The sequence below is a fragment of the Streptomyces sp. rh34 genome (assembly GCF_002551245.1).
In the GTDB taxonomy this organism is placed as follows: Bacteria; Actinomycetota; Actinomycetes; order Streptomycetales; family Streptomycetaceae; genus Streptomyces.
Map to the genome: position 1 here is coordinate 1 of NZ_NTGZ01000059.1, position 24,351 is coordinate 24,351.

Consider the following 24,351-nt stretch of genomic DNA (forward strand, 5'->3'; position numbering starts at 1 on the left):
GGTCGGCCGGGCGCGTCGGTCCGCAGATAGACGTCGAGGTCTCCCGACGATGGAGGTTCCTACGCCATCCATCCGAAAGACCTCGACGTGTCCGACGCTACCCCGCCGGCCGGCTTCGGCCGCCCTGACCTGACCGCCTTCGCTCGACTCGACGGCCTCGGTCTGAGCGTGACCGGGCAACGACTTGAACCGGATCGTGCGGTCCTCGCGTGCCGCGTGGTGGAACCAGATCAGTCTTGCCGACGGTGCGGCAGCGAAGGCGCTGCTCGTGACACCGTGATCCGGCGGTTGGCCCACGAGCCGCTGGGCTGGCGACCGACCCTGCTGGAAGTTGTAGTGCGCCGCTACCGCTGTGCCGACTGCGGACACGTGTGGCGCCAAGACACCAGCGCCGCGGCGGAGCCACGCGCGAAGCTCTCGCGCACCGGGTTGCGGTGGGCGCTGGAAGGGATCGTGGTCGCACACCTCACCGTCGCCCGTGTCGCCGAGGGACTCGGGGTCGCGTGGGACACCGCCAACAACGCGGTCCTGGCCGAAGGCAATCGGCTGCTGATCAACGACCCCACGCGGTTCGAGGGCGTGAAGGTCATTGGCGTCGATGAGCACGTCTGGCGCCACACCAGGCGTGGCGACAAGTACGTCACCGTGATCATCGACCTCACCCCGGTCCGCGATGGCGCCTGCCCAGCAAGGCTGCTGGACATGGTCGAGGGCCGGTCGAAGGCGGCGTTCAAGACCTGGCTCGCCGACCGCGACGACGCCTTCCGTGACGCGGTCGAGGTGGTCGCGATGGACGGCTTCACCGGGTTCAAGACCGCCGCTGCGGAGGAGATCCCGGACGCGGTCACGGTGATGGATCCCTTCCACGTCGTGCGCCTGGCCGGTGACGCCCTCGACAGGTGCCGGCGCCGGGTCCAACTCGCGATCCACGGGCACCGTGGGTTCAGGGACGACCCGCTCTACAAGTCGCGGCGCACGCTGCACACCGGCGCGGACCTGCTCACCGACAAGCAGAGCGACAGGCTACGCGCGCTGTTCGTTGATGACGCTCACGTCGAGGTCGAGGCGACCTGGGGTGTCTACCAGCGCATGATCGCCGCCTATCGCCACGAGGACCGGCAACGTGGCCGCGAGCTCATGGAGAAGCTGATCACCGACCTCAGCGCCGGCGTCCCCAAGGTGCTCACCGAGCTCACCACCCTGGGCCGGACCCTGAAGAAGCGAGCCGCCGACGTGCTCGCCTACTTCGAACGACCCGGCACCAGCAACGGGCCGACCGAGGCGCTCAACGGACGGCTCGAACACCTGCGCGGCTCCGCACTCGGGTTCCGCAACCTGACCAACTACATCGCCCGAAGCCTGCTCGAGACCGGCGGCTTCAGACCCCAACTCCTACACCCCCGATTGGGATGAGCCCCCGCCGCAAATCCGACTCAATCGACGCCTATGCCGCCGCCCGCGCAGCAGCCTCAGGACGAGCCACGGCCATCCCCAAGTCCCATACGGGCACGGTGGAAGCCCTTCGCCAGCTGCGTGTGGCCCGCGCGTCAGCGATCAAGGCCAGAACCCAGGCGATCAACCAACTCATCGGCCTGCGGGTGACCGCTCCCGAACCTCTGCGCACGTCGCTCACAGGGCTCACCCGCACCACCCTGGTCAACCGCTGCCTTCGGCTGCGGCCAGGAGTGGACCTCACCTGCCCCACGGAGGCCGCCCGCTACGCACTGCGGCAACTGGCACGCCGCATCCGCATGCTCACCGAGGAGATCGACGAGGTCACCGAACGCCTGACAATGCTCACCACGTCCGCTGGTCCTGAGCTCGTCGCACTATGTGGCGTGGGCACAGAGACCGCCGGTCAGCTCTTGGTCACGGCCGACGACAACCCCGAACGCCTGCGTACGGAAGCCGCGTTCGCCGCTCTATGCGGCGCCGCTCCAGTTCCGGCTTCCTCCGGACGCACCGACCGACATCGTCTCAGCCGAGGCGGAGACCGCCAGGCCAACCGTGCCCTCCACATGATCGCAGTAGTGCGGATGCGCTACTGCCCCCGCACTCGCGCCTACGTTGCGCGCCGCACCCAGCAGGGACTCACCAAGAAGGACATCATCCGTTGCCTCAAACGCTTCATAGCCCGCGAGGTCTACCACGCGCTCACCCGTACCCACAACGGCGGGACTACTTCGTCGAGTTGACTTCTATAGGAGCATCAAGGCATATCAGGGCGCCGGCGGCTCCATCCGGGTTCCCGTTCGCGGCCGTCGCCTCAAGCGGTGGCAACGCCGCCACAACAGCACCCACGCCAAGATCCGCTGCCTTGGCGAGCAGGCCATGGCCACCCTGAAGACCTGGCGTCTCCTACGGAAACTCCGCTGCAGCACCAACCGCATCACAGTGATCGTCAAAGCCGTCCTCGTCCTTCATCACGCCTCAGCGTGAGGTTGGAAAAGGCTCACTGGCGCGAATCGCCGACGCTAGTCGGACCGCGGCTGACCTGCCTCGCCGCCAACACCACCGACATACTGATCACGCAAACGGAAGGAAGCGCGGGAATTCTGAAATGCGCTTTCCGCGTTTCGAATCACTGGGTCTTAATTCACCGACGACCCGTGAGGACCGACAGGAAAGGCCGGTACTGGGGCACGGCTTCGAGGGTCCAGCGACGGCCCGCCCGAGCGCGAGGTAGACCGGTTCAATGGAAGCAGCGGACATAGTGGATCATCCGCACTTTCTCCGTCAGTGCCCTTGCCCGTGCCCCGCGTCGACCGTCGCCCGGAAGACCTCACCCTCGCCCCGGACAGTCACCCGTTCCCCGGCCGGCGCGTATGCGGAATCCCCCGGCCTCAGGGTCAACGAACCGCCTGAGCCGCTGCTCAGTCGGATGCTGCCGCTCGTGCAGACGAGGATCTGGGGTGCTGTCGCATCCAGAGCGGCGCAGGATCCGGCGGAGGGGCGGACGCGGGACAGCCGGAAGTCGTCGACCGGGGCCGCATAGACCTCTTCGGCTCCGGCCCCCCGCTCGGCGGGCCGCAGGACTCGTACGGGCGAGGCGGTGGGCCTCACCACGCGCAGCAGCTCCTCCGTGTCCACGTGTTTGGAGGTGAGGCCGCATCTGAGGACGTTGTCCGACGAGGCCATGATCTCGACGCCGAGCCCTCTCAGGTAGGCATGGGGGACGCCGGCTCCCAGGAAGATTCCTTCGCCCGGAGCCAGTCGCACGTGCTGGAGCATCAACGCGGCGAGGAGGCCGGGGTCGCCCGGACGGGCCCGGGCGACCCTGTCGTACGCCTGCCACGCGGCCCGGTCCTCCTCCGCGGTCTCCGCCTCGCGGGCCACCGAAGCGGCCACCGCGGCGACCAGCGGCGCGGGGGCGGTGAGGAAGACGGAGAACACGGCCCGCAGAGCGGGCTCTTCGGGCTCCTCGCGCAGGGCTGTGACATGCGGGGCCAGTTCGGGGAGCCGAAGCGCCGCGAGCAGGTCGGCGCAGTGCGCCGGCGACCTGAAGCCACAGAGGCCCTCGAAGCCGCTGAGCGCCACGATCATTTCCGGTTTGTGGTTGCCGTCCCGGTAGTTGCGGTGCGGGGCGTCGAGGGGGACCCCCTGCGCGTTCTCGATCCGGTGTCCGACGGCGGCCTGGGCCAGATCCGGATGCACCTGGATGGAGAGCGGTGACTCGACGGCCAGCAGCTTGAGGAGGAAGGGCAGGCGTGGCCCGAACCGGCGGAGCGTTGCTTCTCCGAGCTCGGCGGCCGGTCGTGAGCGGATGAGGGCGTCGAGCGGCTCGGGGCCGTGGGCACGGAGCAGCCGTGAGGGGGCCGCCCGGTGGGCCCCCATCCACAGCTCAGCCTGTGGCCTGCCGTCGGGGACGGTGCCCATCAGCTCGGACAACGCGGTGGTGGAGCCCCAGGAGTAGGGGCGGATGGTGTTCAGGAGTCGGTCCACGGGGCGTTCCCTTCCGGGGCTGCCGCCGAAGGCGGCACGCGACGGTGTCAGCAGTGTGATATCCCGGCGGGGGACACGGTTTCGGCGGATGCCGTGGCAGCCGCTCCGATGAGACCGGCGTCCAGCGCGAGGCCGGCGGGGACGACGGAGAAGCCACGGGTGAAGTCGAGTACGGCGTAGTCGTCCAGGTACTGCCGGAGCGGGGCGAACAGGACGTCGCCGGCCTGCGCGACGCCGCCGCCGATGACCACCCGTTCGAGCTCCACGAGGGCTGCCGTCGCCGCGATCGCCGCGGCCAGTGCTCGCGCCGATCTCCGGAAGGCGGCAAGAGCCCGCTCGTCCCCTTCGCGGGCCGCCGCGGCGACCGCGGCGGCGTGCGAGGGCGCGCCGGGCTCAGCCGTCCATCCGAGCGCGCGGGCGTGTGCGGCGATCGCCGTTCCGCTCGCCAGACTCTCCACGCATCCCGGGGCCCCGCACGCGCAGCGCGGACCCTCGTGGTCGACGGTGATGTGGCCGATGTGCCCGGCATTGCCGGTGCGTCCGGCATGCACTCTCCCGCCGAGGACCAGTCCGCCCCCGACCCCGGTGGACACCACCATGCAGAGGGCGTTGTCGAACCCGCGCGCGGCGCCCAGCCAGTGCTCGGCCGCCGTCATGGCGACAGCGTCCCCCACGAGAACAGGAAGGACCCCCAGCGGCAGCCGAGGGTGTGTGCGCACGAGATCGATGAGCGGAAAGCCGCGCCAGCCAGGAATGTTGACAGGACTGACCGTGCCCGCACCGGTATCGACGGGCCCCGCGCTGGCAATGCCCATGCAGGACAGCTCGTCCCAGGCCGGGAACGCGGCCAGGTCGTCCAGCACCTTCATCACGGCCGCCGCCAGATCGGCGGCAGGCCGGTCGGCCGGAGTCGCGCGCTGCGCCCGTGCGAGGAGGCGGCCCTCTCCGTCGAGGAGCGCCCCCGCGATCTTGGTACCGCCGATGTCGAGTGCTCCGTACACCGTCACGTTCTGCCCTTTCCTGGGTGGAGTGCATCGCTCGGGAACGCCACTGTGACCGCTTCTGACAACGTTGTCTAGTAAACTGGTTTAGTTGAGTAAATGATTCGCAAAATCTCACGGACGGCGGGGGAGGGGCTGCGCCTGTTCTCCTTCTCGTCAAAGCGGTTCCTCGCCGGGCGGAAGGCGGCGGGGCGTTGCCGACCTCCTGTTATCGCCGGCCGTCCCGAGAGGGCGGGGCGAATTCCGGCGCGGTCGGCCGAGCTCATGCCCGCGGCGTTCTCGAATGGCGTGGAACGGGCGGTGAAACCTCTGCGACACGCCTATTGACATGGCTGGAACATTCGGTGCCTCATATGGGTGCGACATCCGGCCTGTGTCTGGAAAACCGGGGGTCTGCAACTCAGTGGGCCCCGGGGTCACTTTCGTCCGCAGGCGCTCATCGGTGCCGGCGCATTACCGGGCGGACGTCACTCACGCGATCCGATTCCCGCCCTCCGTTCAGGCGACGGCAACGTTGTCCACGAGGTAGCACACCGGCCGCCCGCCGAGGCCGTCCCGGACCGTGCGGCACGCGCAGTTGTCGGCCGAGTCGCTCGACAAGCCGTACCCGGAAGGCCGTTGATCTTCCCGGACCACCCGCCAGGGCTGTTGCAGCCCTCCACTTGAGGAGAGATATGAAACCTCCGCAGAGAAGCACCCTGTATACGGTCGTCGCCATGACCGTGGCCGGCCTGGTCGGTGCCGTGCTGGCCGTCTTCGGAACAGCCACCAGCGCGGAAGCCGCTACGGGGCTGCGGGTCACCGACGGTCGCGTGTACGAGGCCAATGGGAACGAGTTCGTGATGCGTGGTGTGAACCATGCCCACGTCTGGTACCCGGGAGAGACCGGTTCGCTCGCCGACATCGCCGCCACCGGTGCCAACACGGTCCGGATCGTCCTCGGCAGCGGGGACCGCTGGACCAGGACCAGTGCCTCCGAAGTCTCCTCCCTCATCGGCCAGTGCAAGGCGAACAGGCTGATCTGCGTGCTGGAGGTGCACGACACGACCGGCTACGGAGAAGACGGCGCCGCCGCATCACTGGACCAGGCCGCGGACTACTGGGTCGACGTCAGGAGCGCCCTGGAGGGCCAGGAGAACTACGTCGTCATGAACATCGGCAACGAGTTCTTCGGTAACATGGGCTACACCGCCTGGACCGAGGCTACCAAGAACGCGATCGGCAAGCTCCGCGGCGCCGGCCTCCACCACGCGCTGATGGTCGACGCACCCAATTGGGGCCAGGACTGGTCCAACACCATGAGGGCCAACGCCGCCTCCGTCTTCGCCTCCGACCCGGACCGCAACACCATCTTCTCGATCCACATGTACGGGGTGTACGACACCGCTGCCGAGGTGCGGGACTACCTCAACCACTTCGTGAACAACGGACTGCCCATCGTCGTGGGCGAGTTCGGCGACGCGCACAGCGACGGCAACCCGGACGAGGACGCCATCATGGCGACCGCCCAGTCGCTGAAGGTGGGATACATCGGCTGGTCCTGGAGCGGGAACGGGAGCGGAGTCGAGTACCTCGACATGGTCAACGGCTTCGACGCGGACGCGCCCACCAGTTGGGGCAGCCGCTTCCTCACCGGGGCCAACGGCATCTCGACCACCTCCGAGCCCGCCACGGTCTACGGTGACGCCCCCGGCGGTGGGGGTGGCACGGCCCCGAACGGTTACCCCTACTGCCTGTCCGGTTCCTCGGACCCCGACGGTGATGGCTGGGGCTGGGAGAACAACCGCTCCTGCGTGGTCCGCGGCAGCTCGGCGGACGGCTGATCGTTCATGCCCCCGGAGCGGCGCCACCCCTGCCGACCACGGCGGACAGGCGCCGCCCCGGACCGCTCCCCGCGCGTCGCGGCTTCCGAAAGCCCCGTCGCGGACGCGTCGGATCCGGCGGCAGGCGGCCCGGTCGCCCCCGGGCCGCCTGCATTGTTCGAGCGACATGCCTCCTGGAGTGCTCCAGGCCGCCGCCCTCACGAGCGGGTCCCGGCTCCGGCTCCGGACCGAGGCCGGCGGAGCTTCCATGAACGAAGAGAACTGACGGGGCGACTGTTGTTCATCTCTGCTTCCGGTCGTCTCCAACCACGGCTTCTACGGTTTCGACCGGCTGTCCCCTACTGAGGAGTATCGTGAGCGCCACCACTCTTACCGCCCTTGCCGCCACTTTGCTGATGGTGGCCGGGGGCCCGGCCCCCGCCTCCGGACCGGTGCTGGTCAGCGCCGACATCGAGACGCCCGCCGTGCACGACGACCCGGCTGGCGGCAACGCCGATGCCGACGACCCGGCCGTCTGGGTCGACCCGAAGCATCCCGGCCGCAGCATCGTCATCGGTACCCTCAAGGAGGCCGGGCTCGATGTATACGGTCTCGACGGCAAGAGGATCCAGCACATCGCCGCGCCCCCGGCGCCGAGCGAGGAAGGGGCGGTCGGCCGTTTCAACAACGTGGACGTGATCTACGGCTTCGAACTCGGCGGGAAGAAGACCGACCTGGCGCTCGTGAGCGACCGGGGCCGCGACCGCGTCCGCGCGTTCGCCATCGACCCCACCGCTGTGGCGGCGGGCAGGCCGCCGCTCAAGGACGTCACCGCGCCGGACGCCAAGCCGGTCTTCGCCTCCGGCGAGTCCGAGGTGGACGAGCAGCGAACGGCGTACGGGCTCACCGCGTTCAGCGATGACGACGACGCCTACGTTGTCGTGTCGCAGCGCGAGGAGACCCGCCTGCGCCTGCTGCAACTGAAGGACCGCGGTGGCAAGGTCGGGTACGAGACCGAGGACACGCTCTCGCTGCCCGGCAGCTTCGAGCTGCCCGACGGAACCGACTGGGCCCCGTGCGGCGACCCCGGGGAGCGTCCGCAGGTCGAGGGCATGGCGTTCGACCAGGAGGAGGGCGTCCTCTACGCCGCGCAGGAGGCCGTGGGCCTGTGGCGCATCGAGCTCGACGACGAGGAGTTCGACGACGCCGATCTGATCGACCGGGTCCGCGAGTACGGCACGCCGTGGACCTACGACGAGGAGGCGGACGAGGAGTGCGTCCTCGACACGGCGAACGACCCCGGCTACGGCGGCAAGCACCTGAGCGCCGACGCTGAGGGCGTGACGGTCTACCACGCGGCCGACGGCGCCGGGTACGTGCTCGCCTCCAGCCAGGGCGACGACACCTTCGCCGTGTACGAGCGGGAGGGCGACAACGCCTACGTCGGTTCCTTCGCGGTCACCGGCGGCCCGGCCGTCGACGGCGTCCAGCACTCCGACGGCTCCATGGTCGTCAACGTGCCGTTGGGCACGGCGTTCCCGAAGGGCCTGCTGATCACCCATGACGGCGATGCCACCCCCGCGGACGGCGACCGGGAGGGCACCAACTTCAAGTTCACCCGGTGGGACACCGTGGCCGACGGGTTCCCCGAGCCGCTGACGGTCGACATCACGTCTTTCGATCCCCGCGACGCGGGCTGATCCGATCGAGCCCCTGGCACGTGTCCCGCACATGCCAGGGGCTGGCGCTCCATCACACCGCAGGAGCACGCCTCGTGGAGGACAGCGGCATCCCCGGCGGCACCGTATTCGGCGGCAGTACGGGCGCGGGAAACCCGCCAACACTCCGCCCGTAGTAGTACGGGAGGCCCGATCGGCCTCCTCCGGCGCTCCTGCGGCTGCCGGGAGAGGCGGGAGAATTGGGCCTCCCGTGCCACGCCTCATCCCGAAAGAGCAGGCCCCATGCCGTTCACCGACCTTCGGCCGGATCAACTGGGCTCCCCTGGCGAGGAGATACCGGAGCCCGGCGACTTCGACGCCTTCTGGGACGAGAGCCTCGCGCTGTCCCGCGACGCCGGAGGTGATCCGCGCCTCACGCCTGTCCTCGACACGCTGATGTCCACCGTCGACGTCCACGATCTGCGGTTCCCCGGCTGGCGCGGCCAGACCGTCGCCGCCTGGTTCATCACCCCGGCCGGGGCCCGGGACCCGCTGCCCACCGTGATCACGTACATCGGTTACAGCGGCGGCCGCGGCCTGCCCACCGACCACCTCGGCTATGCGTCGGCCGGGTACGCCCATCTGGTTGTCGACAGTCGCGGCCAGGGACACGACACTCCTGACCTGGACGAGAGCGGTGGCCCCCAATGGGTGCAGGGCTTCATGACTCGTGGCATCCAGGACCCGCGCGAGCACTACTACCGCCGCCTCATCACCGACTGCGTGCGCGCCGTCGACGCCGCACGGTGCTTGCCTAGGGTCGACCCCGACCGGATCATCGTCCAAGGAGCCAGCCAGGGCGGCGGGCTCACGCTCGCGGTCGCGGGACTGGCGGGCGGAGACATCGCCGCAGCCCTGCCCGACGTGCCGTTCCTGTGCCACTTCAGGCGAGGGGCGGAGACAGCCACCGAAGGGCCGTACACCGAGGTCGTCGACTACCTGCGCCACCACACCCGCGACGCCCCCGACCGTGCGTTCGCCACGCTCGGCTACTTCGACGGCGTGCATTTCGCACGGCGCGCCCAGGCTCCCGCCCTCTTCAGCGCGGGGTTGATGGACCCGGTCTGCCCACCGTCCACCGTCTACGCGGCGTACCACCGCTACGCGGCCCCCAAGGCCATCAAGGTCTGGCCCTTCGCCGACCATGCGGGCGGCCAGGGAGCCACCCTCCCGGCCCACCTGCGCTGGCTGCAGGGTCAGGGCCTGGCGCCCACAGGCACCGACTGAGGGCTTTCCAACCTCACGCTGTCGCGTGGTGAAGGACGAGAGCGGGCCCTTTGCCACACCGCGCTCCATCACAGGGCGGCTCCGGATCGGCTCCGGGGCGTGGCCGCAGGCGCCCGAGGGCCTGGCCGACGTTGTTGGCCAACTCGGTCAGGCCGGGCAGACCGGCATCTTCGCCTTCGAGCGACCCTGCTTTCCACTATGCGCCTATGACGAGATTCGGTACGGGTGCAGATGATTTCCGGGCTATGGGCGCAGTTGCCCATATCGATCAATACGATCTTCGTCCGTGGCGGTTGGACCCGAAGTGGAAGCCCGCAGGCTTCGACCGGCTGCCCGTGGGAAACAGGGCAGCACTCCACCTGATCGGCAATCAAATGGGCGGCGAAAATGGCACATTGCGCAATTTCGTGGCGGGATGCCAAACTCCCGCCAACTCTCCGCACATGAGGGGACTCGAGGACGATGTCACCAACGCCGTGAAGTCCGGAGAGACCATATCCCTGGGCGTGCTACCCGTATACAAAGGCACCGATCCGGCGATTCCCGCAGAAATTAGAATGTACGCGGTCGGCAACAAGGGCTACAGGCTGGACTGCACGGTCCATAATCGTGCTACTGGTGGATACTCCTGCTCACAAAGGCCATCAGGTGGAAAACTTTCAGTTCCGTGAACTTCTAGGGTTGCCCCTGGTCAACGGCGACAAGGCCGCTGACTGGGAAGCCATTGAAAGAACGAGCCGCATCACTCTACCCGCCGATTACAAGGAGTTCGTCTCTGCTTACAGGCCGGGGTGCATCAATGATCAGACTTACCTCTTTCATCCACGAGCCGAGAGAGGGGATCATGGCCTGCGCCTGGAATCGCTATGGGATCAGGCATCCTATTCGTACGGAGAGCTGACTCAAAGCGATCCCCCTTCGTGTCGGCACCCCATATACCCAGAAGAGGGTGGGTACTTTGCGGTTGCTAGGTCGATTTCGGGCAACCACATCTTTCTCGTTCCCCCTGACGAGAACAGAAAGCAGTGGCAGGTCGCGGTGGAAATGGAGGCGTGGTTCATTTTCGAGATGACCTTTGCTGATCTCCTTTGGGCTGCGCTGTGCAAGGACCTTGACGTTTGTTATTCAAGGGGAGTCGTCATTCGAGCAAATAGGGGGTGTCGGTATCGAGTAACGTCAAGCAGAATTACTGCTCGACTCTTGGAGCGCGCACAGTCAGGCTCGCCTCCTCGCCCTTGAGCCCGGACGAAATGCCCGGGCTCCGGGCCCTTGCGGGTCCTGCACAGATCAGGGAACTGGAAGCCCTGGCCAGCCAGCCGCTGGACCCGGAGTATCGGCGCTGTCTGTCCCTGACGGATGGGCTGGACGGCTCCCCGTGCACGATGCCACTCCTGGAGTGGCGTGACCGGGAGGATCCAGAGCGGAGCGGACTGGGCTTCATGTTCCGCGGCGTCGTCCTGGAAACTGGCACGCTGGCCGAGGTCGGGCTGCCGGAAGAGACGCATGCCTTCCCGATCCACGTCAACGCCGAGGGGTATCACCGAGCAGGGCTTCGGGCCGGCGGCGAGGCCGTCCGGGGCGGCCCGCGACGAGCGGGATGCCGTCGACCAGGGCGAGGGTCTGGTTGACGTCGTTGACGTTCGCCGCGGTGGTGATGACCTTGAGCGGGGTGCCACGCCCGTCGCAGATCAAGTGGTGTTTGTGCCGGTCTGCCACCCTGATGACCTCGTAGGTGGTCAGAGGGTTGCGATCTCGAAGGAGCTTGAGGTGCTCGCGCGAGGCGTCGGCCGGACAATGGGAAGGGGGCGCGTGGGGACCAGTTGGGGACCACACGCTACGCACGGTGGTGCACAATGCATGCCTACACGCACAAATCGCGCCCGGATTAAGTCCGCTATATCCAGAAAATACCCCTTACCCCTTACTCCTGGGGGTCAAGGGGCCGCAGGTTCAAATCCTGTCGTCCCGACTGGAGACAGTCGCGGATCAGGGCCGGCTTCGGAGAAATCCGAAACCGGCCCTTGATCTTTTTTTGAGGACCAGTTGGGGCTCAGATCGGGGACCGGCGTCCTTGACCGGAGCAGCGGGTCATGCCGATGGGGCTCGGCGGTGAGCGTGGTGCGCGCAGCACGTTGAAGCGGGCAGGGAGCGTAGCCCCGGCAGCCGTGATCTTGTGGACGTCCGGGTGCAAGTGGCGCCGGGTGGTGGTCAGTGAACCGTGGCCGGCGAACCTGCTACGGCGATGACGTCTCTCATCGACGAATTCCTCTCCCGAGCAGGCCTCGTCGCACCTGGCCGGCAGGGGCGGGGTTCCCTGCCAACCGGCGGAACGGTTGTTGTCAGGTCGTCGTGCAGGTGTTGCCGCTCAGTGTGAAGGCCATCGGCGCTGTGTTGGTGGTGCTCCTGGTGCCGGTGAAGCCAAGCTTGATGGAGCCGTTCGCTGTGATCACCGCCGTGTATCCGGCGGGGGCGACGGAGACCGCGGAGCCGCTCTGCGTGGCGGTCCCGCCCCACAGGTTGGAGAGCGTCTGGCCGTTGACGAAGGCGAAGGCGAGGTTCCAGCCGTTGATGGCGGTGGTGCCGGTGTTACGGATGGTGATCTCACCTTGGAACCCGCCGGGCCATTCGCCGACCACTCGGTAGCCGACGGAGCAGCTCACGCCCGGCGTGGGCCCGCCCGTGTCCGTGGTGACGCTCACCGTGGCGGAACGGGCCGATCGATTGCCGACCGCGTCACGGGCGTACACCGCGAATGTGTACGCGGTGTCGGCAGTGAGGCCCGTCACGGTGGCACTGGTGGTGGCGGACGAGACGGCTGCGGTCTCGGCGCTGCCGCTCATCCGGACGACGTCGTAACCAACGACGGCAACGTTGTCCGACGCTGCGGGCCAGGTGAGGATGGCTGAGGACGCCGTCACCATGGAGGCGATCGGAGCACCGGGGGCCGTCGGGGCCTCCGTGTCGCCCGGGTTTCCACCACCGCTGAAGACGGTGGCTTCCCGGGAGGTCTGGGCGATTCCGTTGGTTCCGTGGAAAATGCGTTCGCCCCAGGAGCTCAGGCGGCTGGGATCGAAATCGATGGCCAGGTCGAGGATCGGGTCGGTGTTGCCGCTCCAGGACCACGCCAGGTAACCGAGGTCGAGTGCCTCGGCGGTGGCCATCACGGTGCCCTCGTCAGGGTCCCCCCACTGGTCGGCGGGTCCACCGAACTCACCTATGAGAAGGGGCAGTCCGGCGTCGACGAAGGCTTGCAGGTAGTCGGTGATCGCCTGAGGCGTGCTGTAGACGCTGTACATGTGGATCGAGAAGATCAGGTTGCCCGTGGTGTCGGCCTCGTAGACGGCCTGGGCGTTGGCGCGCATGACACCCTGCCAGTCCTGGCCCCAATTGGGCGCGTCCACCATGATCGTGTGGGCGAACCCCGCGCCGCGCAGCTTCTGGACGGCGGCGGTCGTCGGCGCTGTCCAGCCGGCGGGGTCGGTGTTGCCCCAGGGCTCGTTGCCGATATTGATGATGACGTAGTCCTCTTCGCCCGCGAGTACGTCCTGGAGGCTGATCCAGTAGTCGGCGGCGTGGTCGAGGGTGCCGGCCGCGGCGTCCTCGCCGTAACCGGTGGTGTCGTGCACCTCCAGGACGCAGATCAGCCGGTTGCTCTTGCAGTCGTCGACGATGCCCGCGACTTCGTCGGGGCCGTTCCTCGTCCAGCGGTGTCCATCGGATAGGACGATGCGGACGGTATTGGCTCCGAAGGCCTTGATGTCGGCCAGCGACTGCGTCTCGCCGGGGTACCAGGTGTGCGCGTGGTTGACACCGCGCATGACGAAGTCGTTGCCGTTGGCCTCCAGCAGGCGGCCGTTGCTGACGTGCAGTCCAGTGACCGCGGCTCCCACCGCTGCGGGCCGGGCGTGCGCAGCGGCGGGGCCAAGCGCGCCCAGCAGAACAACGCCGAGAAGGGCGGCCAGACTTTTCAGCAGGAGGTTCAAGGGGCTCTGCCTGTGACGTGCCGTACTCGTTGCTGGTCTCACTGCGACTCCAGGAAGTAGGTGCCGGGTGGTGACGGTGACGAAAGCCCGACAATATGTGGGAGCGCTCCCATGAAGTCAGTTTGTTAGGGGCACGTCAAGGCTCTGCGCATATTTCGGTGTACAGGCCGGCGTCCCGGGAGATGCCCGCGGCACCCCCACGCCGCTTCGGACCGGTGCCTGCCGGCTCCTACCGAGGCGCCAGGCGCTTGTGGGAGAAGGCGGCGTGGGACCAGCAGTGGATGCGTGGGAAGCCGGAGCCGCCACGGTGCAGCTCACCCGTCCTGCGGGAAGGTCGAAGCGGCCCTGGTGATGCCGGGGCCGTAGCGGATTGCGGCGTTGTCGAGGGCCGTCTCCAGGCGGCGGAGTTTCTGGTCCCGATCGTCGAAGGTGAGCTGGTGGACTGTGTGCTCGGCGGGGCGGAGGCGTTCTGCTCGTAGGCCGAATGTGCGGACGCGGGCGCGCTGGAGGCCGAGGCTGGTGAGGAGTTCACGGGCGGTGGCGGCCAGGGCGGGGGTGTGGGCGGTCGCCTCGGTGAGGCTTCGGCTGCGGGTGGTCTGGGTGCGGTCGGCGTAGGTGACGGTGAGCGTGAGCGCCTGGGTGATTTCGCGGCTGGTGCGCAGCCGGGCGCCGAGTTCCTGGACGAGGCGGAGGACGGTGCGGTGGTGCTGGTCGGGGTCGAGTTCGTCACGGTCGAAGCGGTGGCCGGCGCTCATGGTCTTGGGAACGGCGCCCGGGACGACGGGGCATTCGTCGATGCCGTGCGCGAGGTCGTGGGCCTGGCGCACGGCCCCGGTACCGAGAATGCGCTGCAGTGTGGGCAGTTGGGTGTCGGCGATGTCGGCGACGGTGGTGATGCCGTAGCGGGCGAGCGTCCGGGCGGTCTTGGGGCCGATGCCGGGAAGGGCGGAGGCCGGTTTGGTGCGGAGGAACGCGGCGATCTCGTACGGGTCGTCGCGGACCACCGTGGCGGCGCCCGGCGGGGTGACGTCCGCGGCCATGGCCGCGATGGAACGTGTGGGCCCGGCACCCGCTGAGCTGGGGACGCCGTGGAGCGCGAGCAGGCGCAGGCGGAGCACGGCGACGAGGCCCTCGACATCGTGGCCCCAGTACGTGAGGGCACCGGTGAGGTCGACGTAGGCGGACCAGTCGGCGGGCAGGGGTTCGACGCGGGAACTGATGCCGTCGAGGACGGTGACCAGTTGTCCGTACAGCTCTTCGCTCCGCTCGGCGGGGTGGAAGTGGATCCGCAGGATCGCCCGCTGCCGGGCGTCTCGGGCGTAGCTCATCCGGGGCTTCCTTGGCTCTTGTGGCCGAAGCGGGTGAGGTCGGCCGACCGGGTACCGGCGGGCTGGAGGTCGCTCCAGGGGTGCAGGCGGGCGCCCGCGGTGCCGTCGGGGATCGTCCGCGTGGGGCCGGGCTGGGCGGGTGTGGGCGCGGGGGCCCGGCCGAGGAGGTCGAGGACGGCCTGGGGTCCGTGGGTGGCGCGGGCGGTGGCGAGTTCGTCGAGGTCCCAGGCCATCTCGCCGACCACGGTGCGCCGGGGCCCGCGGGCTTCGACGGTGCCCCGAACGAGGAGCAGGCCGTGGTGGAAGACCGTGTGCGCGCACCGTTCGTGGGAGTCGTCGAAGAAGGCGAGGTCGACCAGGCCGCTTCCGTCTTCGAGGGTGACGAAGATGATCCGTTTCCCCGACGCGATCGGCGGGGTCTGGGTGGAGGCGCGGACGCCTGCGACCAGGACGCGTTGTCCGGGGTGCATGGCGCGCAGGTGCTTGGCGTCGGTGGCACCGATCTCGCGCAGCAGCCGGTGGTGGTCCTCCATCAGGTGCCGGGAGACGTCGATCTTGAGGACGCCGAGCTCGGCGTCGAGCCGTTCGCGGGCGGTCATCTCCCGCAGCCCGGACGGCCCGGCGGCCTGGAGACCGGCGGCGAGCGGGATCTGGCCGGGCCCGGGGCGGGTGCGGGCCTGGCGGTGGAGTTCGGTCGCCTGCAGCAGCAGGTCCCGCCGGGTCGCCTTCCCCTTGAGCTCGTCGAGGGCGCCGATGCTGATGAGGCGCTCGACGGTCGGGAGCTTGGGATGGGCACGGGCGTAGAAGTCCTGCAGTGAGGTGTAGGGCCGGCCCTCGGCGATCCGGGCGACCTCGTCGTCGGAGATCCCGTGCACGGTGGACAGGGAGATCCGCACGCCCCACCCGGATCCGGTCTCCTCGACCGCGTAGTGCGCCTTGGAGGTGTTGATGTCGATGGGCAGGACGGGGACGTCGTGGCGGCGGGCGTCGGCGACGATGACCCGGGCCGGCCACATGCCGGGGTCGTGCTCCAGCAGCCCCGCGTAGAGAGCGGCCGGGTGGTGCGCCTTGAGCCACGCGGACTGTAGCGCCGGCACGGCGAACGCCACCGCGTGCGCCCGGCAGAACCCGTACGCCCCGAACGAGGCGACGATGTCCCAGACGTCGTCCAGCACCTTCGGGCCGTATCCGCGGGCGCCGGCCTGCTGCCGGAACCAGGCCTCGACCTTGAGGAGTCGCTGTTCGTCGCTGAGAGCGCGGCGGGCCACTTCGGCCAGGGCGCGGTCGCAGCCGGTCATGACCGCGAGGATGTCGATGATCTGCTCGTGCCAGATCGTCACCCCGTACGTGTCGCGCAGGACCGGCTCCAGGTCGGGGTGCGGGTATGCGGGTGCGGCGCCGTGGCGGGCGGCGATATAGAGGGCGGGCATGCCGCCCTGGACCGGGCCCGGACGGAACAGGCTGATGTCGGCGATGACGTCCTGCGGGTCGCGGGGCTGAAGCCGGCCGACCAGGTCCTGCTGGCCGGGCGACTCCAGCTGGAACATGCCGACCGTGTCCGAGTTCTGGATGAGCGCGAAGGCGAAACGGTCGTCCAGCGGGACGTGGTCGGGGTTGTCGAGGTCGATCGCCCGTCCGGTCGTACGGCGGATCTCGGTGACGGCGTGCGCCATCGCGGACTGCATCCGCACCCCGAGGACATCCAACTTGAGCAGGCCCAGGTCCTCGACGTCCTCCTTGTCGGCCTGGAGCATCGGGTACTCGCCGCCGGGGGTCGGCTGGACCGGCAGCCGGTCCAGGAGGCTCGTGTCGGAGAGGATCACCCCGCACGGGTGCATCGCGATCCCGCGCGGCAGCGCGTCCAGGCTCTCGGCGAGCTCCCACAAGGGCCCGTATCGCCCGGCCTCGGCCGCGAGTTCCCGGAGTTCGGGCAGTTCCATGAGCGCGGAGCGGATGTCGCAGGCCCGAATGTGGGGGAACGACTTCGCGATCTTGTCCACGGTGGCGGGCGCGATCCCGAGCGCGAGACCGGTGTCCCGCAGGGCGTGCCGGGCGCGGTAGGTCTCGGGCATGCCAGTGACCGCGACCCGCTCCCGTCCGAAGCGGGTGATGATCCGGTCGTAGACCTCCAGACGGCGTGCGGACTCGACGTCGATGTCGATGTCGGGCAGTGAGGAGCGCCGCTCGGACAGGAACCGTTCGAAAAGCAGGTGGTGCTGCAGCGGGTTCGCGGTGGCGACGAAGAGGCTGTGGTTGACCATGGAGCCGGCCCCGGAGCCGCGGGCAGCGACCCGGATGCCCATGTCCCGCACGTCGGCGACGACCTGGGCAACGGCGAGGAAGTACGGCTCGTAGTGCAGACGGCCGATGGTCCCGAGCTCGTACTCGAGCTGGTCCATCGCACGCTGGTCGCGATCGAGACCGCGGGCGGCCATGCCGCTCTCGCACCGCTGCCGCAGCAGCCGCATCGCCCCCTCCGGCCCCGGTCCGGCGCCGACCACGGACGGCTCGGGAAAATGCGGTGCCCCGAGACCGAGGTCCCGGACCGGGTCGACCTCGCACGCGTCCGCGACCGCGATCGTGTCGGCGATCAGCTTCACGGCGCGCGACGGGTCGGCCCCGGCGGCGGCCGCCACCCGCCCGGCGATGTCGGTCATCGCGGGCCCGTCCTTGAGCCAGCGCTCCCCGCAGTCCAGCCGACGCCGGTCGACGGGCCGCAGCAGCCGGGCCGCGTCCAGCACGTCCGCGACCCGGTGCTGTGACGAGTCGACGTACCGCACGGCGTTGGTCAGCACGGCCGGAATGCCGAGGCGGTCGGCGAGCGCGAGCGTGTGCGCGGCGAGGCGGACCGAGCCCGGACCGGTGCCGGCCAGACCCCAGCACACGACCTCCAGCCGCAGCCCGCCGCCGCTGACGACCTGCTGCCAGGGGGCGAGAAGCCGCTCGGCGATGTCCGCACGGCCGGCGGCGAGAGCACGCAAGGGCTCCGACACGGGACCGAGTAGCACCATCAGGCCGTCGTCGGCGTACTGGGCAAGCATCTCCCACGAGGCTGCCGGCGGCTCGCCCCCGGGGAAAGCTGCGGCGTGCGCGGCGGACACCATCCGGCACAACCGCGCCCAACCCTGGGCGTCCCGGGCCAGGAACGTCGCCCGGAACGCCGCCTCCGCCACGTGCGCACCGCCGCGCACCGGGGTGCGGCGGCGTACGTCGGCGGGCGGCACGTGGGGGGCGACGCCCAGATCGACGCCGAACACCGGCTTCACCCCGGCGGCCGCGGCGGCCTTCGCGAAGCGCACCGTGCCCGTGACCATGTCGCGGTCGGTCAGCGCCACCGACCCGATCCCGCGCTCGGCGGCCCGGGCGATGAGGTCACGCGGATGCGAGGCACCGTAGCGGGCCGAAAACCCACTACTGACGTGCAGATGAGGGAAGCTTCCTCGCATGACACCCTCCGCCCAGACACCCCCAAAGTAGTACCAATCGACCCGCCAACACCTCGACTGTATCGAACATTAATTCGAACACGCGAGTTCGAGCCATCGTGGTTTCGGCCACTCGCTCTTGCTTTGACTGTGCACTAGACCTGTCCAGTGAGCCCTGGACTTGTCCTGGGCGGGCATTCCTCTTGGAGCAGAGGGTGCCCAGCCGGGGTGACCGGGGCCGTTCTCCGGCAATCCTGACCTCGGAATCGGCAGCGGAATCTACGCTGGGACCCCCTTCAGACCGCCCAGGGAGCAGCGTGCCGCCGTTCGTCTACCGGATCACCCAGTACGATCCTGCCCACCGTGACGAGCGCGGTCACTACACCGGTGCCGAGGACACGGTCAGTGACCACGGGCCGGTTGAGGAGGCTTACCTGGCGGCAATCGCCGCCTTCGCCGAGGCTGCGGGCATTGACCAGCTTGAGATCCGCGAGCCACAGATCGGAGGCTTCGCCCACTTCGGCCTGGAGCCATCGGTCGATGGCTACGGCCTGGCCGACCTGTTCCCGGCCGGCCCGGCCGGGTTCCACGACGGCGCTCTGGTGCCGATCGCCGTCGGCCTGGAACTCGTCCGGTCCATGCTCCGCGACAACGGCGCCTGGTGCCGCTTGGAGGCAGGGGAAGCGTTCGCCGTGCACGTCGGCTGGGACCAGTACTTGTACATCGGCAGCAACCTGCCCTGCGAAACCGCACTGGCCCGCACCCGCGCGCTCGGCCTGTTCCCGGAACGAACAGACGCCTCGCCATACGCCTTTGCCCCTGACGACGCCGCGTACGTGCAGCGCCCGGCCGACGCCGGCTTCTGGGCTGCCCTGCACTGGACCGTCAGTGGCAACCGCGCGGTGTTCCTGGAGGAGGTCTTCGCCGCCAACGTCTCCCGGTGGCATCGCCTGACCCGCGACAACATCGAGATCGTGCGCTCCCAACTGGTCCCGCGCTCCCAGCTGGCGGTCTGGCCGGACTTGCTCACGGACGTCGACAAGGCCGTGGCCGCTCTGCCCGACGAAGGCCTTGCGGAGATCGTCTGGGAGGACGAGGACGGGCAGATCATGAGCATGGTCGTGGACGAGACCCAGTTCGCGGCAGTGACCTCCCAGCTCGCCGGTGCGCGTGCTGCCGGCGTCGTATCCGTGTATGCCGGTGAAGATCTCCCGCTGTTCACCGCTGTGCTGCCCGACAGCGACGGCGTTCTGCGCGCTCGCTGGCAGACCGAGCCGACGCGCAGCGACCGGGACTGGGCCTTCCTGAAGACCCTGCGGCGCGGCCAGGTCGTCACCGGCACAGTAACGACCATCGCCAGCTTCGGCGTTACCTTCGTGGACATCGGCGGCTTCACCGTGATGATCAACCTCCCGGAGTTGTCCCAGCGTCCCTTCGACCACCCGTCCGACGTCGTCAGCGTCGGCCAGGAGGTCACAGCCGAGGTCCTCGGCGTCGACATGGTCCGGGAACGGGTAGCGCTGTCGCTTCGAGCACTGCAGGAAGACCCCTGGCCGCAGATGGCGCAGAGGATCGGCGAGGTGGTCATCGGGCCGGTCACCAAGATCGTGCCGTTCGGCGTCTTCGTCCGCATCGAGGACCGAGCGGACGGCTTCCAGGGGCTCGTGCACACCAGCGAGCTGGATGAATCGTCCAGAGACGTCGTCGAGGTCGGCGACGCCCTCACTGTCAAGATCATCGACGTCGATCTCGCACGCCGTCGTATTGTTCTGTCACATGTGCAGGCTCTCACCTCTACTACAGACGGTTGGCCGTGAGACCGACGACGAGAGCAATCCGTGCCGACCGAGTCGCGCCTGATTACGTAGAGCTCTCACTCCGCAGCGGCTTCGGGGGTGCCGTCATACAGAAAACACATCCCCGCGCTACACGGATGCGGTGAGGCCGCGACACCACCGCAAGGTGCAGCGTGACCGGACGGCGCTGTGGTCGGCGGCGTTCAGCAGGAGGTGAAACCGGTCGGTGGGTCCGGCGGCTCGACGCGTTGTCGTAGGCAGGCGCGATCATGCCGTCATCGGGCGGAAGATCACTGGGAGGGGTTTCGATGAATGGCTTGGTGAGGGACTTGGGCTGCCCGGACCGGTGCGTCGCGGCGGCGGAGGTACTGGTCAGCGGCGGGGAGGTGGCGGCGGAGGCCATCGTGCGTGAGCTGGCGGATGAGCTGTCGCCGGTGCAGTGGCTGGATGCCGTGCCCGTGCTCCAGCGCATCGGGGACGCGGCGTTCAACTGCCTGGTCCAGGGGCTCCTCGACGCGTCCACGACGGAGGCCAAGGACAGGGTCGGCCTCGCGTTCACATGGCTGGGCGCGGGTTTTCTGGACCAGTACGTCACGGCGATGTCTCATACCTCGGCGTTCGTCCGCTGCCAGGCGGTGGTCGGGATACGGCGCTGTGATGGGGCCGGCGTGTCGACGGTCCCTGCTTTGTTGCCGTTGCTCGGTGACCCCGACCCTGAGGTCGCCCGACAGGCGCAGGACACCTTGGTGATCCGTGGCAAGGAGATCGAAGCCGGCCTTGTTCCTCTCCTCCAGCAGATCCGGCGGGCGGGGCCCGGCCGACAGCGTGCCCGGGCGCTGACTGTCCTGTCGGCGCTCGGCGGTGAGACCGTGCTGCCCGCGCAAGACGTGGCGGCCCTCGAGCGCCTCATCCGCGTGAAGCTCCCGGACGACCGGCCGACGGCGTCGGGGGCATGCTGGAATCACTGGATCGCGGTGCCGAGCGGGGATCAGGCCGGGATCATCAGCATCCTGGGCCTCACAGACCCGAGACCGGTGACCTTCGCGCTCGGCAACGACATCGTGGACTCCGACGGACATGACGCCGAGCCGGGGAGTCACGGGCGCTTCACCAGGGTCTTCGTCACCCCTGAACTCGACGGCTGGACCTTCGTGCTCGGCGCGTGGTGCGACCCCTGCGATGCGGAACGGAGCGAGGACGTCCTGAGGCTCTGCACTCTTCTCAGCTCACGCTACGGACGCGCCGAGGCGTACTACTACGGCGCTCAAGGCGATGGCTCCGCGTGGCTCGCTACTGAGCACGGCAAGGTGCTCCGACGCTACAGCGAGACCGGCGAAGGCGAGGACCATCTGCTCACCCTGGGCAATCCCCTGACGTTCGAACAGACACGCAGAGAGGAGCTCGGCCTCCAGCCCGTATGGGACGCCGCGCTGGAATCCGAGGACGACGCCGACGAATGGCAACGGGCAGCGTTCGAACTCGCACCCCAGATCGCCCAGCATCTCGGGACCAGCCCTCTCCGCATCAACTCGGAGACCACCTCACGCGGTGTCGGCGTCATCGCCCTGACCCCGTACGGAGTTGCCCACGGCGTGCCAACAGGCACGTACCGCATCTAAGGCGTCGTCTCATTCGGTGAGTCTGTGCGACGGTTCGTCGGCCTGGAGGAAGCCACGAGGGGGGCAAAAGCTGATGGAGTACGTCAATCTCGATGCGCAGGTCGGGGATTTGTCAGGGGTGTTGGACCCGACTCTCTACCTGGAGCATCTGCCCTCGATCGCTGGTGATCTGCCGCCTGGGGCCCGGGCCCTCGCCACCGACGCGGACCACTACGACTTCCAGAGCAGGCGCTGTGTGAAGGACCTGACGCTTCGGGCCGTCCGGGGTATAGGCGGTGAGGAGATGGAGGTCGAGTTCCAGCACAACTGCTGGAAGCACGACCAAGACCTGCTGATCCGCTACGCAGGCGTGTCCGGCTTCATCATCGGTCCCGCTGACGAGGACCGAGGAACGGACCTCGGGGCTGTGATTCTCGACGAGATCCTGCCGCACAGGGACGGCTGCAGCCACGAAATCGCCTGTTGGGACGGCACACTCGCCATTGTCTGCCGTGACCTCCGGGCGACCTGGACCGAGACCATCTGCTCCAGTAAGTAGCCGGTGGCTTGGGCCACGACGGGGTTTCCACGTTCCGCACCAGTAAGACGCGGCCCAACCGCAAGGGAGGCTGAATTCCCCGGCGGGATAAGGAAGATCCAAGAAGCGAAGGCCGGCGGGCCGAAAGGCCAGGGGAAACCGGGAGTTGGGACCTTCACCCGCTCTCGCACAACTCGCCGGATACGGGTCCTGCGGCCCGGCCCGAAAGGTCCGCAACTTGCAGAAGCTCATGCTGCGAAGCCGTAGCAACACGCTGATCAGCGTGAAGCGGGTGACGCACCAGAGCAGTGGACGCATGACCGCTGGCATCGACGGGGAACGGGCTCTCACGCCGAAGGCGAGAGGCACCTTGGCGGCCGAGATCCACCAGTCGTCGAAGCCCTGGAAGGCCAGGCCGGTCAAGCGAGTGTTCATCCCGAAGAGCAACGGGAAACAGCGACCGCTCGGCATCCCGGTCATCTGTGACCGGGCCCTCCAGGCCCGCGTGAAGAACGCGCTGGAACCCGAGTGGGAAGCACGGTTCGAGCCGAGGTCTTGGCTTCCGGCCCGGCCGCAGCTGCCAGGATGCGATATCCGCGATCTTCTGGACGGTGATGGGCAAGAACCCGAAACGTCTGTGGGTCCTGGACGCAGTCCTGTCGGCGGAGTCTTCTCCTGGCGGTCCGGCAGCAGGGGCTCTGTCCTCTCTGCAAGCAGGCGCTGATCGTCGGAGCCGAGTACGAACCGGACGGTCCACGCGAGTGGATCAACTGGTTCGCGGCCTCGAAGAAGATGCTCCACAAGCACCTCTTCATCTACCGGCGAGACAGCGGCACGGACGAGCGGAACAACCTTCGCCCCGTGCACTTCGAATGCCACCGCCAGCACCACGCGGGCGACGGCAAAAGGGCCACATAACCTGCTGACCTGCGAAGCCCATGGGGCTTGCTTGAGCCGGATGCGGGGAAAGCTCGCACGTCCGGTGCTGAGGAGGCCAGGTCACGGCAACGTGATCCGGCTACCCGACCACACCTGCTGCGACGCAGCCCAGTGGGGACCATGTGTGCATCCGCGGGTGCTTGGATCTGTGGATCCGGCACAATCGTGTCTTGTGCCGATACCTCCTGACCCTGCGGTCCTGTATCCCGATGTCGCATGCCATGGCAGTCTCAGCGCGGCGCTCCGGTTCGTGGCAGGAGGGCGGCTGGCTTCCGTCGCGCTGACGAGTCCGGAAGACAACCCGCTGACCTTTGCCGCTGTCGACTGCCCCGTGCCACATCGCAACTCCCTGCAGATCGATGCCTGGCTCCACGAACGGTGGTGGTCGATCCGGGGCACCGACGCCTTCGACGGCATGGCGCTGGTCGACGGCAGGACGGACGACCTGGATCAGGTCGCCGTGGCCGCCCGCGCATGGCACGACGGCGAGTCGCTCAGCGACATCAGGCGGGCCGCTCCCTTCGTGCGTCTGACCGGCCGCTTCGAGCTGCCCGGCCCCGATCCGGCGCACCGGACGGAAAGCGAGTGGCAGCACCTTCGCCTGGAGGCGGGCGAACTGCCCTACCCCTGGGCACCCACCTACCGGAACTTGATCGAGTCCGCGTACGCCGAGTCGGCCTTGCGCGGTCTGTATCCGTTCACCAGCCATTGGGCGCTGCGCTTCTCGACCACCACGCGCCCGGACCTGAACCCGACGGGGCCGTGCCTGACGGCGAACAGCGACGCCACGTTCGGGGTGGGCAGAGGGCTCCTGACCCCGGACCTCGGCCTCTTCACCACTCCTGGCGAGGCTGTGGCACGGGCCGTACACGAGCTGTCGCGTGGTCCGATGACCGACTGATCACGGGCACGGCCGCACCCTGAGCACTTCACATGGCGAACGGTGCCAACGGGGCTGCACAGTCGCGAGGGTGACGTGGCGTCGCGGTTGGCCGCTGAGCGTTGTCGTTGGCCGAAACGGCGCAAGACCGGCTGAGCTGCGAGCTGCCGCTCG

16 protein-coding genes and 3 pseudogenes are annotated in these 24,351 nt (G+C 68.5%); 13 read left to right on the forward strand and 6 right to left on the reverse strand.

Going from position 1 to position 24,351, the window contains the following annotated elements; translation table 11 throughout:
• Positions 1-87 precede the first annotated feature (87 nt).
• From CR470_RS13965 to CR470_RS13975, 3 genes and pseudogenes are all read left to right on the forward strand, one after another.
• Positions 88-1,413: an ISL3-like element ISPfr2 family transposase gene (locus CR470_RS13965; RefSeq protein ID WP_097867911.1), complete on the forward strand. Its 1,326-nt coding sequence runs from the start codon at positions 88-90 to the stop codon at positions 1,411-1,413.
• A 5-nt stretch (positions 1,414-1,418) separates the two neighbouring features.
• Positions 1,419-2,195 (forward strand): annotated as a pseudogene (locus CR470_RS13970) (transposase); the annotation flags it as partial.
• A gap of 16 nt (positions 2,196-2,211) precedes the next feature.
• Positions 2,212-2,439, forward strand: a pseudogene (locus CR470_RS13975) (transposase family protein); the annotation flags it as partial.
• Positions 2,440-2,736: 297 nt separating this feature from the next.
• Here CR470_RS13975 and manA read toward each other — a convergent pair.
• A complete protein-coding gene (manA, locus tag CR470_RS13980) occupies positions 2,737-3,942 on the reverse strand; it encodes a mannose-6-phosphate isomerase, class I (RefSeq protein ID WP_097867912.1) in 1,206 nt (401 codons plus the stop codon).
• A gap of 47 nt (positions 3,943-3,989) precedes the next feature.
• Positions 3,990-4,949 (reverse strand): ROK family protein, encoded by a 960-nt coding sequence (locus tag CR470_RS13985; RefSeq protein ID WP_097867913.1) that lies wholly within the window; start codon positions 4,947-4,949, stop codon positions 3,990-3,992.
• Positions 4,950-5,659: 710 nt separating this feature from the next.
• Here CR470_RS13985 and CR470_RS13990 point away from each other — a divergent pair.
• The 4 genes from CR470_RS13990 to CR470_RS14005 all read left to right on the forward strand — a co-directional run bounded on the left by CR470_RS13990 (position 5,660) and on the right by CR470_RS14005 (position 10,361).
• Positions 5,660-6,766 (forward strand): cellulase family glycosylhydrolase, encoded by a 1,107-nt coding sequence (locus CR470_RS13990; protein ID WP_306667797.1) that lies wholly within the window; start codon positions 5,660-5,662, stop codon positions 6,764-6,766.
• Positions 6,767-7,119: 353 nt separating this feature from the next.
• Complete coding sequence (locus CR470_RS13995; protein ID WP_097867915.1) at positions 7,120-8,445, forward strand: phytase; 1,326 nt, start codon at positions 7,120-7,122, stop codon at positions 8,443-8,445.
• 261 nt (positions 8,446-8,706) lie between these two features.
• A complete protein-coding gene (locus tag CR470_RS14000) occupies positions 8,707-9,690 on the forward strand; it encodes an acetylxylan esterase (protein WP_097867916.1) in 984 nt (327 codons plus the stop codon).
• Positions 9,691-9,896: 206 nt separating this feature from the next.
• On the forward strand, positions 9,897-10,361 hold the full coding sequence (locus tag CR470_RS14005; RefSeq protein WP_097867917.1) for a DNA/RNA non-specific endonuclease: 465 nt from the start codon (positions 9,897-9,899) through the stop codon (positions 10,359-10,361).
• Between the two features lie 850 nt (positions 10,362-11,211).
• Here the strand turns inward: CR470_RS14005 and CR470_RS39520 are convergent.
• The 4 genes from CR470_RS39520 to CR470_RS14030 all read right to left on the reverse strand — a co-directional run bounded on the left by CR470_RS39520 (position 11,212) and on the right by CR470_RS14030 (position 18,447).
• Positions 11,212-11,406, reverse strand: a complete 195-nt coding sequence (locus tag CR470_RS39520) for a transposase (RefSeq protein ID WP_179892252.1) — start codon at positions 11,404-11,406, stop codon at positions 11,212-11,214.
• A gap of 623 nt (positions 11,407-12,029) precedes the next feature.
• Positions 12,030-13,715 (reverse strand): cellulase family glycosylhydrolase, encoded by a 1,686-nt coding sequence (locus tag CR470_RS14020; protein WP_097867918.1) that lies wholly within the window; start codon positions 13,713-13,715, stop codon positions 12,030-12,032.
• 272 nt (positions 13,716-13,987) lie between these two features.
• Positions 13,988-15,001: a DNA polymerase Y family protein gene (locus CR470_RS14025; RefSeq protein ID WP_097867919.1), complete on the reverse strand. Its 1,014-nt coding sequence runs from the start codon at positions 14,999-15,001 to the stop codon at positions 13,988-13,990.
• The gene (locus tag CR470_RS14030) at positions 14,998-18,447 is read right to left on the reverse strand and encodes a DNA polymerase III subunit alpha (RefSeq protein ID WP_097867920.1); all 3,450 of its coding nucleotides are present in this window, start codon (positions 18,445-18,447) and stop codon (positions 14,998-15,000) included. The genes CR470_RS14025 and CR470_RS14030 overlap by 4 nt, the downstream gene beginning before the upstream one ends.
• Before the next feature lie 296 nt (positions 18,448-18,743).
• Here CR470_RS14030 and CR470_RS14035 point away from each other — a divergent pair, with 296 nt between their 5' ends.
• From CR470_RS14035 to CR470_RS14055, 6 genes and pseudogenes are all read left to right on the forward strand, one after another.
• Complete coding sequence (locus CR470_RS14035) at positions 18,744-20,243, forward strand: S1 RNA-binding domain-containing protein (protein ID WP_097867921.1); 1,500 nt, start codon at positions 18,744-18,746, stop codon at positions 20,241-20,243.
• A 383-nt stretch (positions 20,244-20,626) separates the two neighbouring features.
• The gene (locus CR470_RS14040; RefSeq protein WP_257138633.1) at positions 20,627-21,841 is read left to right on the forward strand and encodes a hypothetical protein; all 1,215 of its coding nucleotides are present in this window, start codon (positions 20,627-20,629) and stop codon (positions 21,839-21,841) included.
• Between the two features lie 73 nt (positions 21,842-21,914).
• Positions 21,915-22,379, forward strand: a complete 465-nt coding sequence (locus CR470_RS14045; RefSeq protein ID WP_097867923.1) for a hypothetical protein — start codon at positions 21,915-21,917, stop codon at positions 22,377-22,379.
• A gap of 193 nt (positions 22,380-22,572) precedes the next feature.
• A pseudogene (locus tag CR470_RS40475) lies at positions 22,573-23,023 on the forward strand (reverse transcriptase N-terminal domain-containing protein); the annotation flags it as partial.
• Between the two features lie 127 nt (positions 23,024-23,150).
• Positions 23,151-23,276: an HNH endonuclease gene (locus CR470_RS40480; protein WP_257138634.1), complete on the forward strand. Its 126-nt coding sequence runs from the start codon at positions 23,151-23,153 to the stop codon at positions 23,274-23,276.
• A gap of 352 nt (positions 23,277-23,628) precedes the next feature.
• Positions 23,629-24,198 carry a DUF6193 family natural product biosynthesis protein gene (locus CR470_RS14055; RefSeq protein ID WP_257138636.1) on the forward strand — a complete coding sequence of 190 codons (570 nt, stop codon included), beginning with the start codon at positions 23,629-23,631 and terminating at the stop codon, positions 24,196-24,198.
• The last annotated feature ends 153 nt before the right edge of the window (positions 24,199-24,351 follow it).

Bases quoted from the DNA above. Each gene is read 5' to 3' on its own strand.
- CR470_RS13990 (WP_306667797.1), top strand. From the start codon at position 5,660: ATGACCGTGGCCGGCCTGGTCGGTGCCGTGCTGGCCGTCTTCGGAACA.
- CR470_RS14000 (WP_097867916.1), top strand. From the start codon at position 8,707: ATGCCGTTCACCGACCTTCGGCCGGATCAACTGGGCTCCCCTGGCGAG.
- CR470_RS14005 (WP_097867917.1), top strand. From the start codon at position 9,897: ATGACGAGATTCGGTACGGGTGCAGATGATTTCCGGGCTATGGGCGCA.
- CR470_RS14025 (WP_097867919.1), bottom strand. From the start codon at position 15,001: ATGAGCTACGCCCGAGACGCCCGGCAGCGGGCGATCCTGCGGATCCAC.
- CR470_RS14030 (WP_097867920.1), bottom strand. From the start codon at position 18,447: ATGCGAGGAAGCTTCCCTCATCTGCACGTCAGTAGTGGGTTTTCGGCC.
- CR470_RS14045 (WP_097867923.1), top strand. From the start codon at position 21,915: ATGGAGTACGTCAATCTCGATGCGCAGGTCGGGGATTTGTCAGGGGTG.
- CR470_RS40480 (WP_257138634.1), top strand. From the start codon at position 23,151: ATGCTCCACAAGCACCTCTTCATCTACCGGCGAGACAGCGGCACGGAC.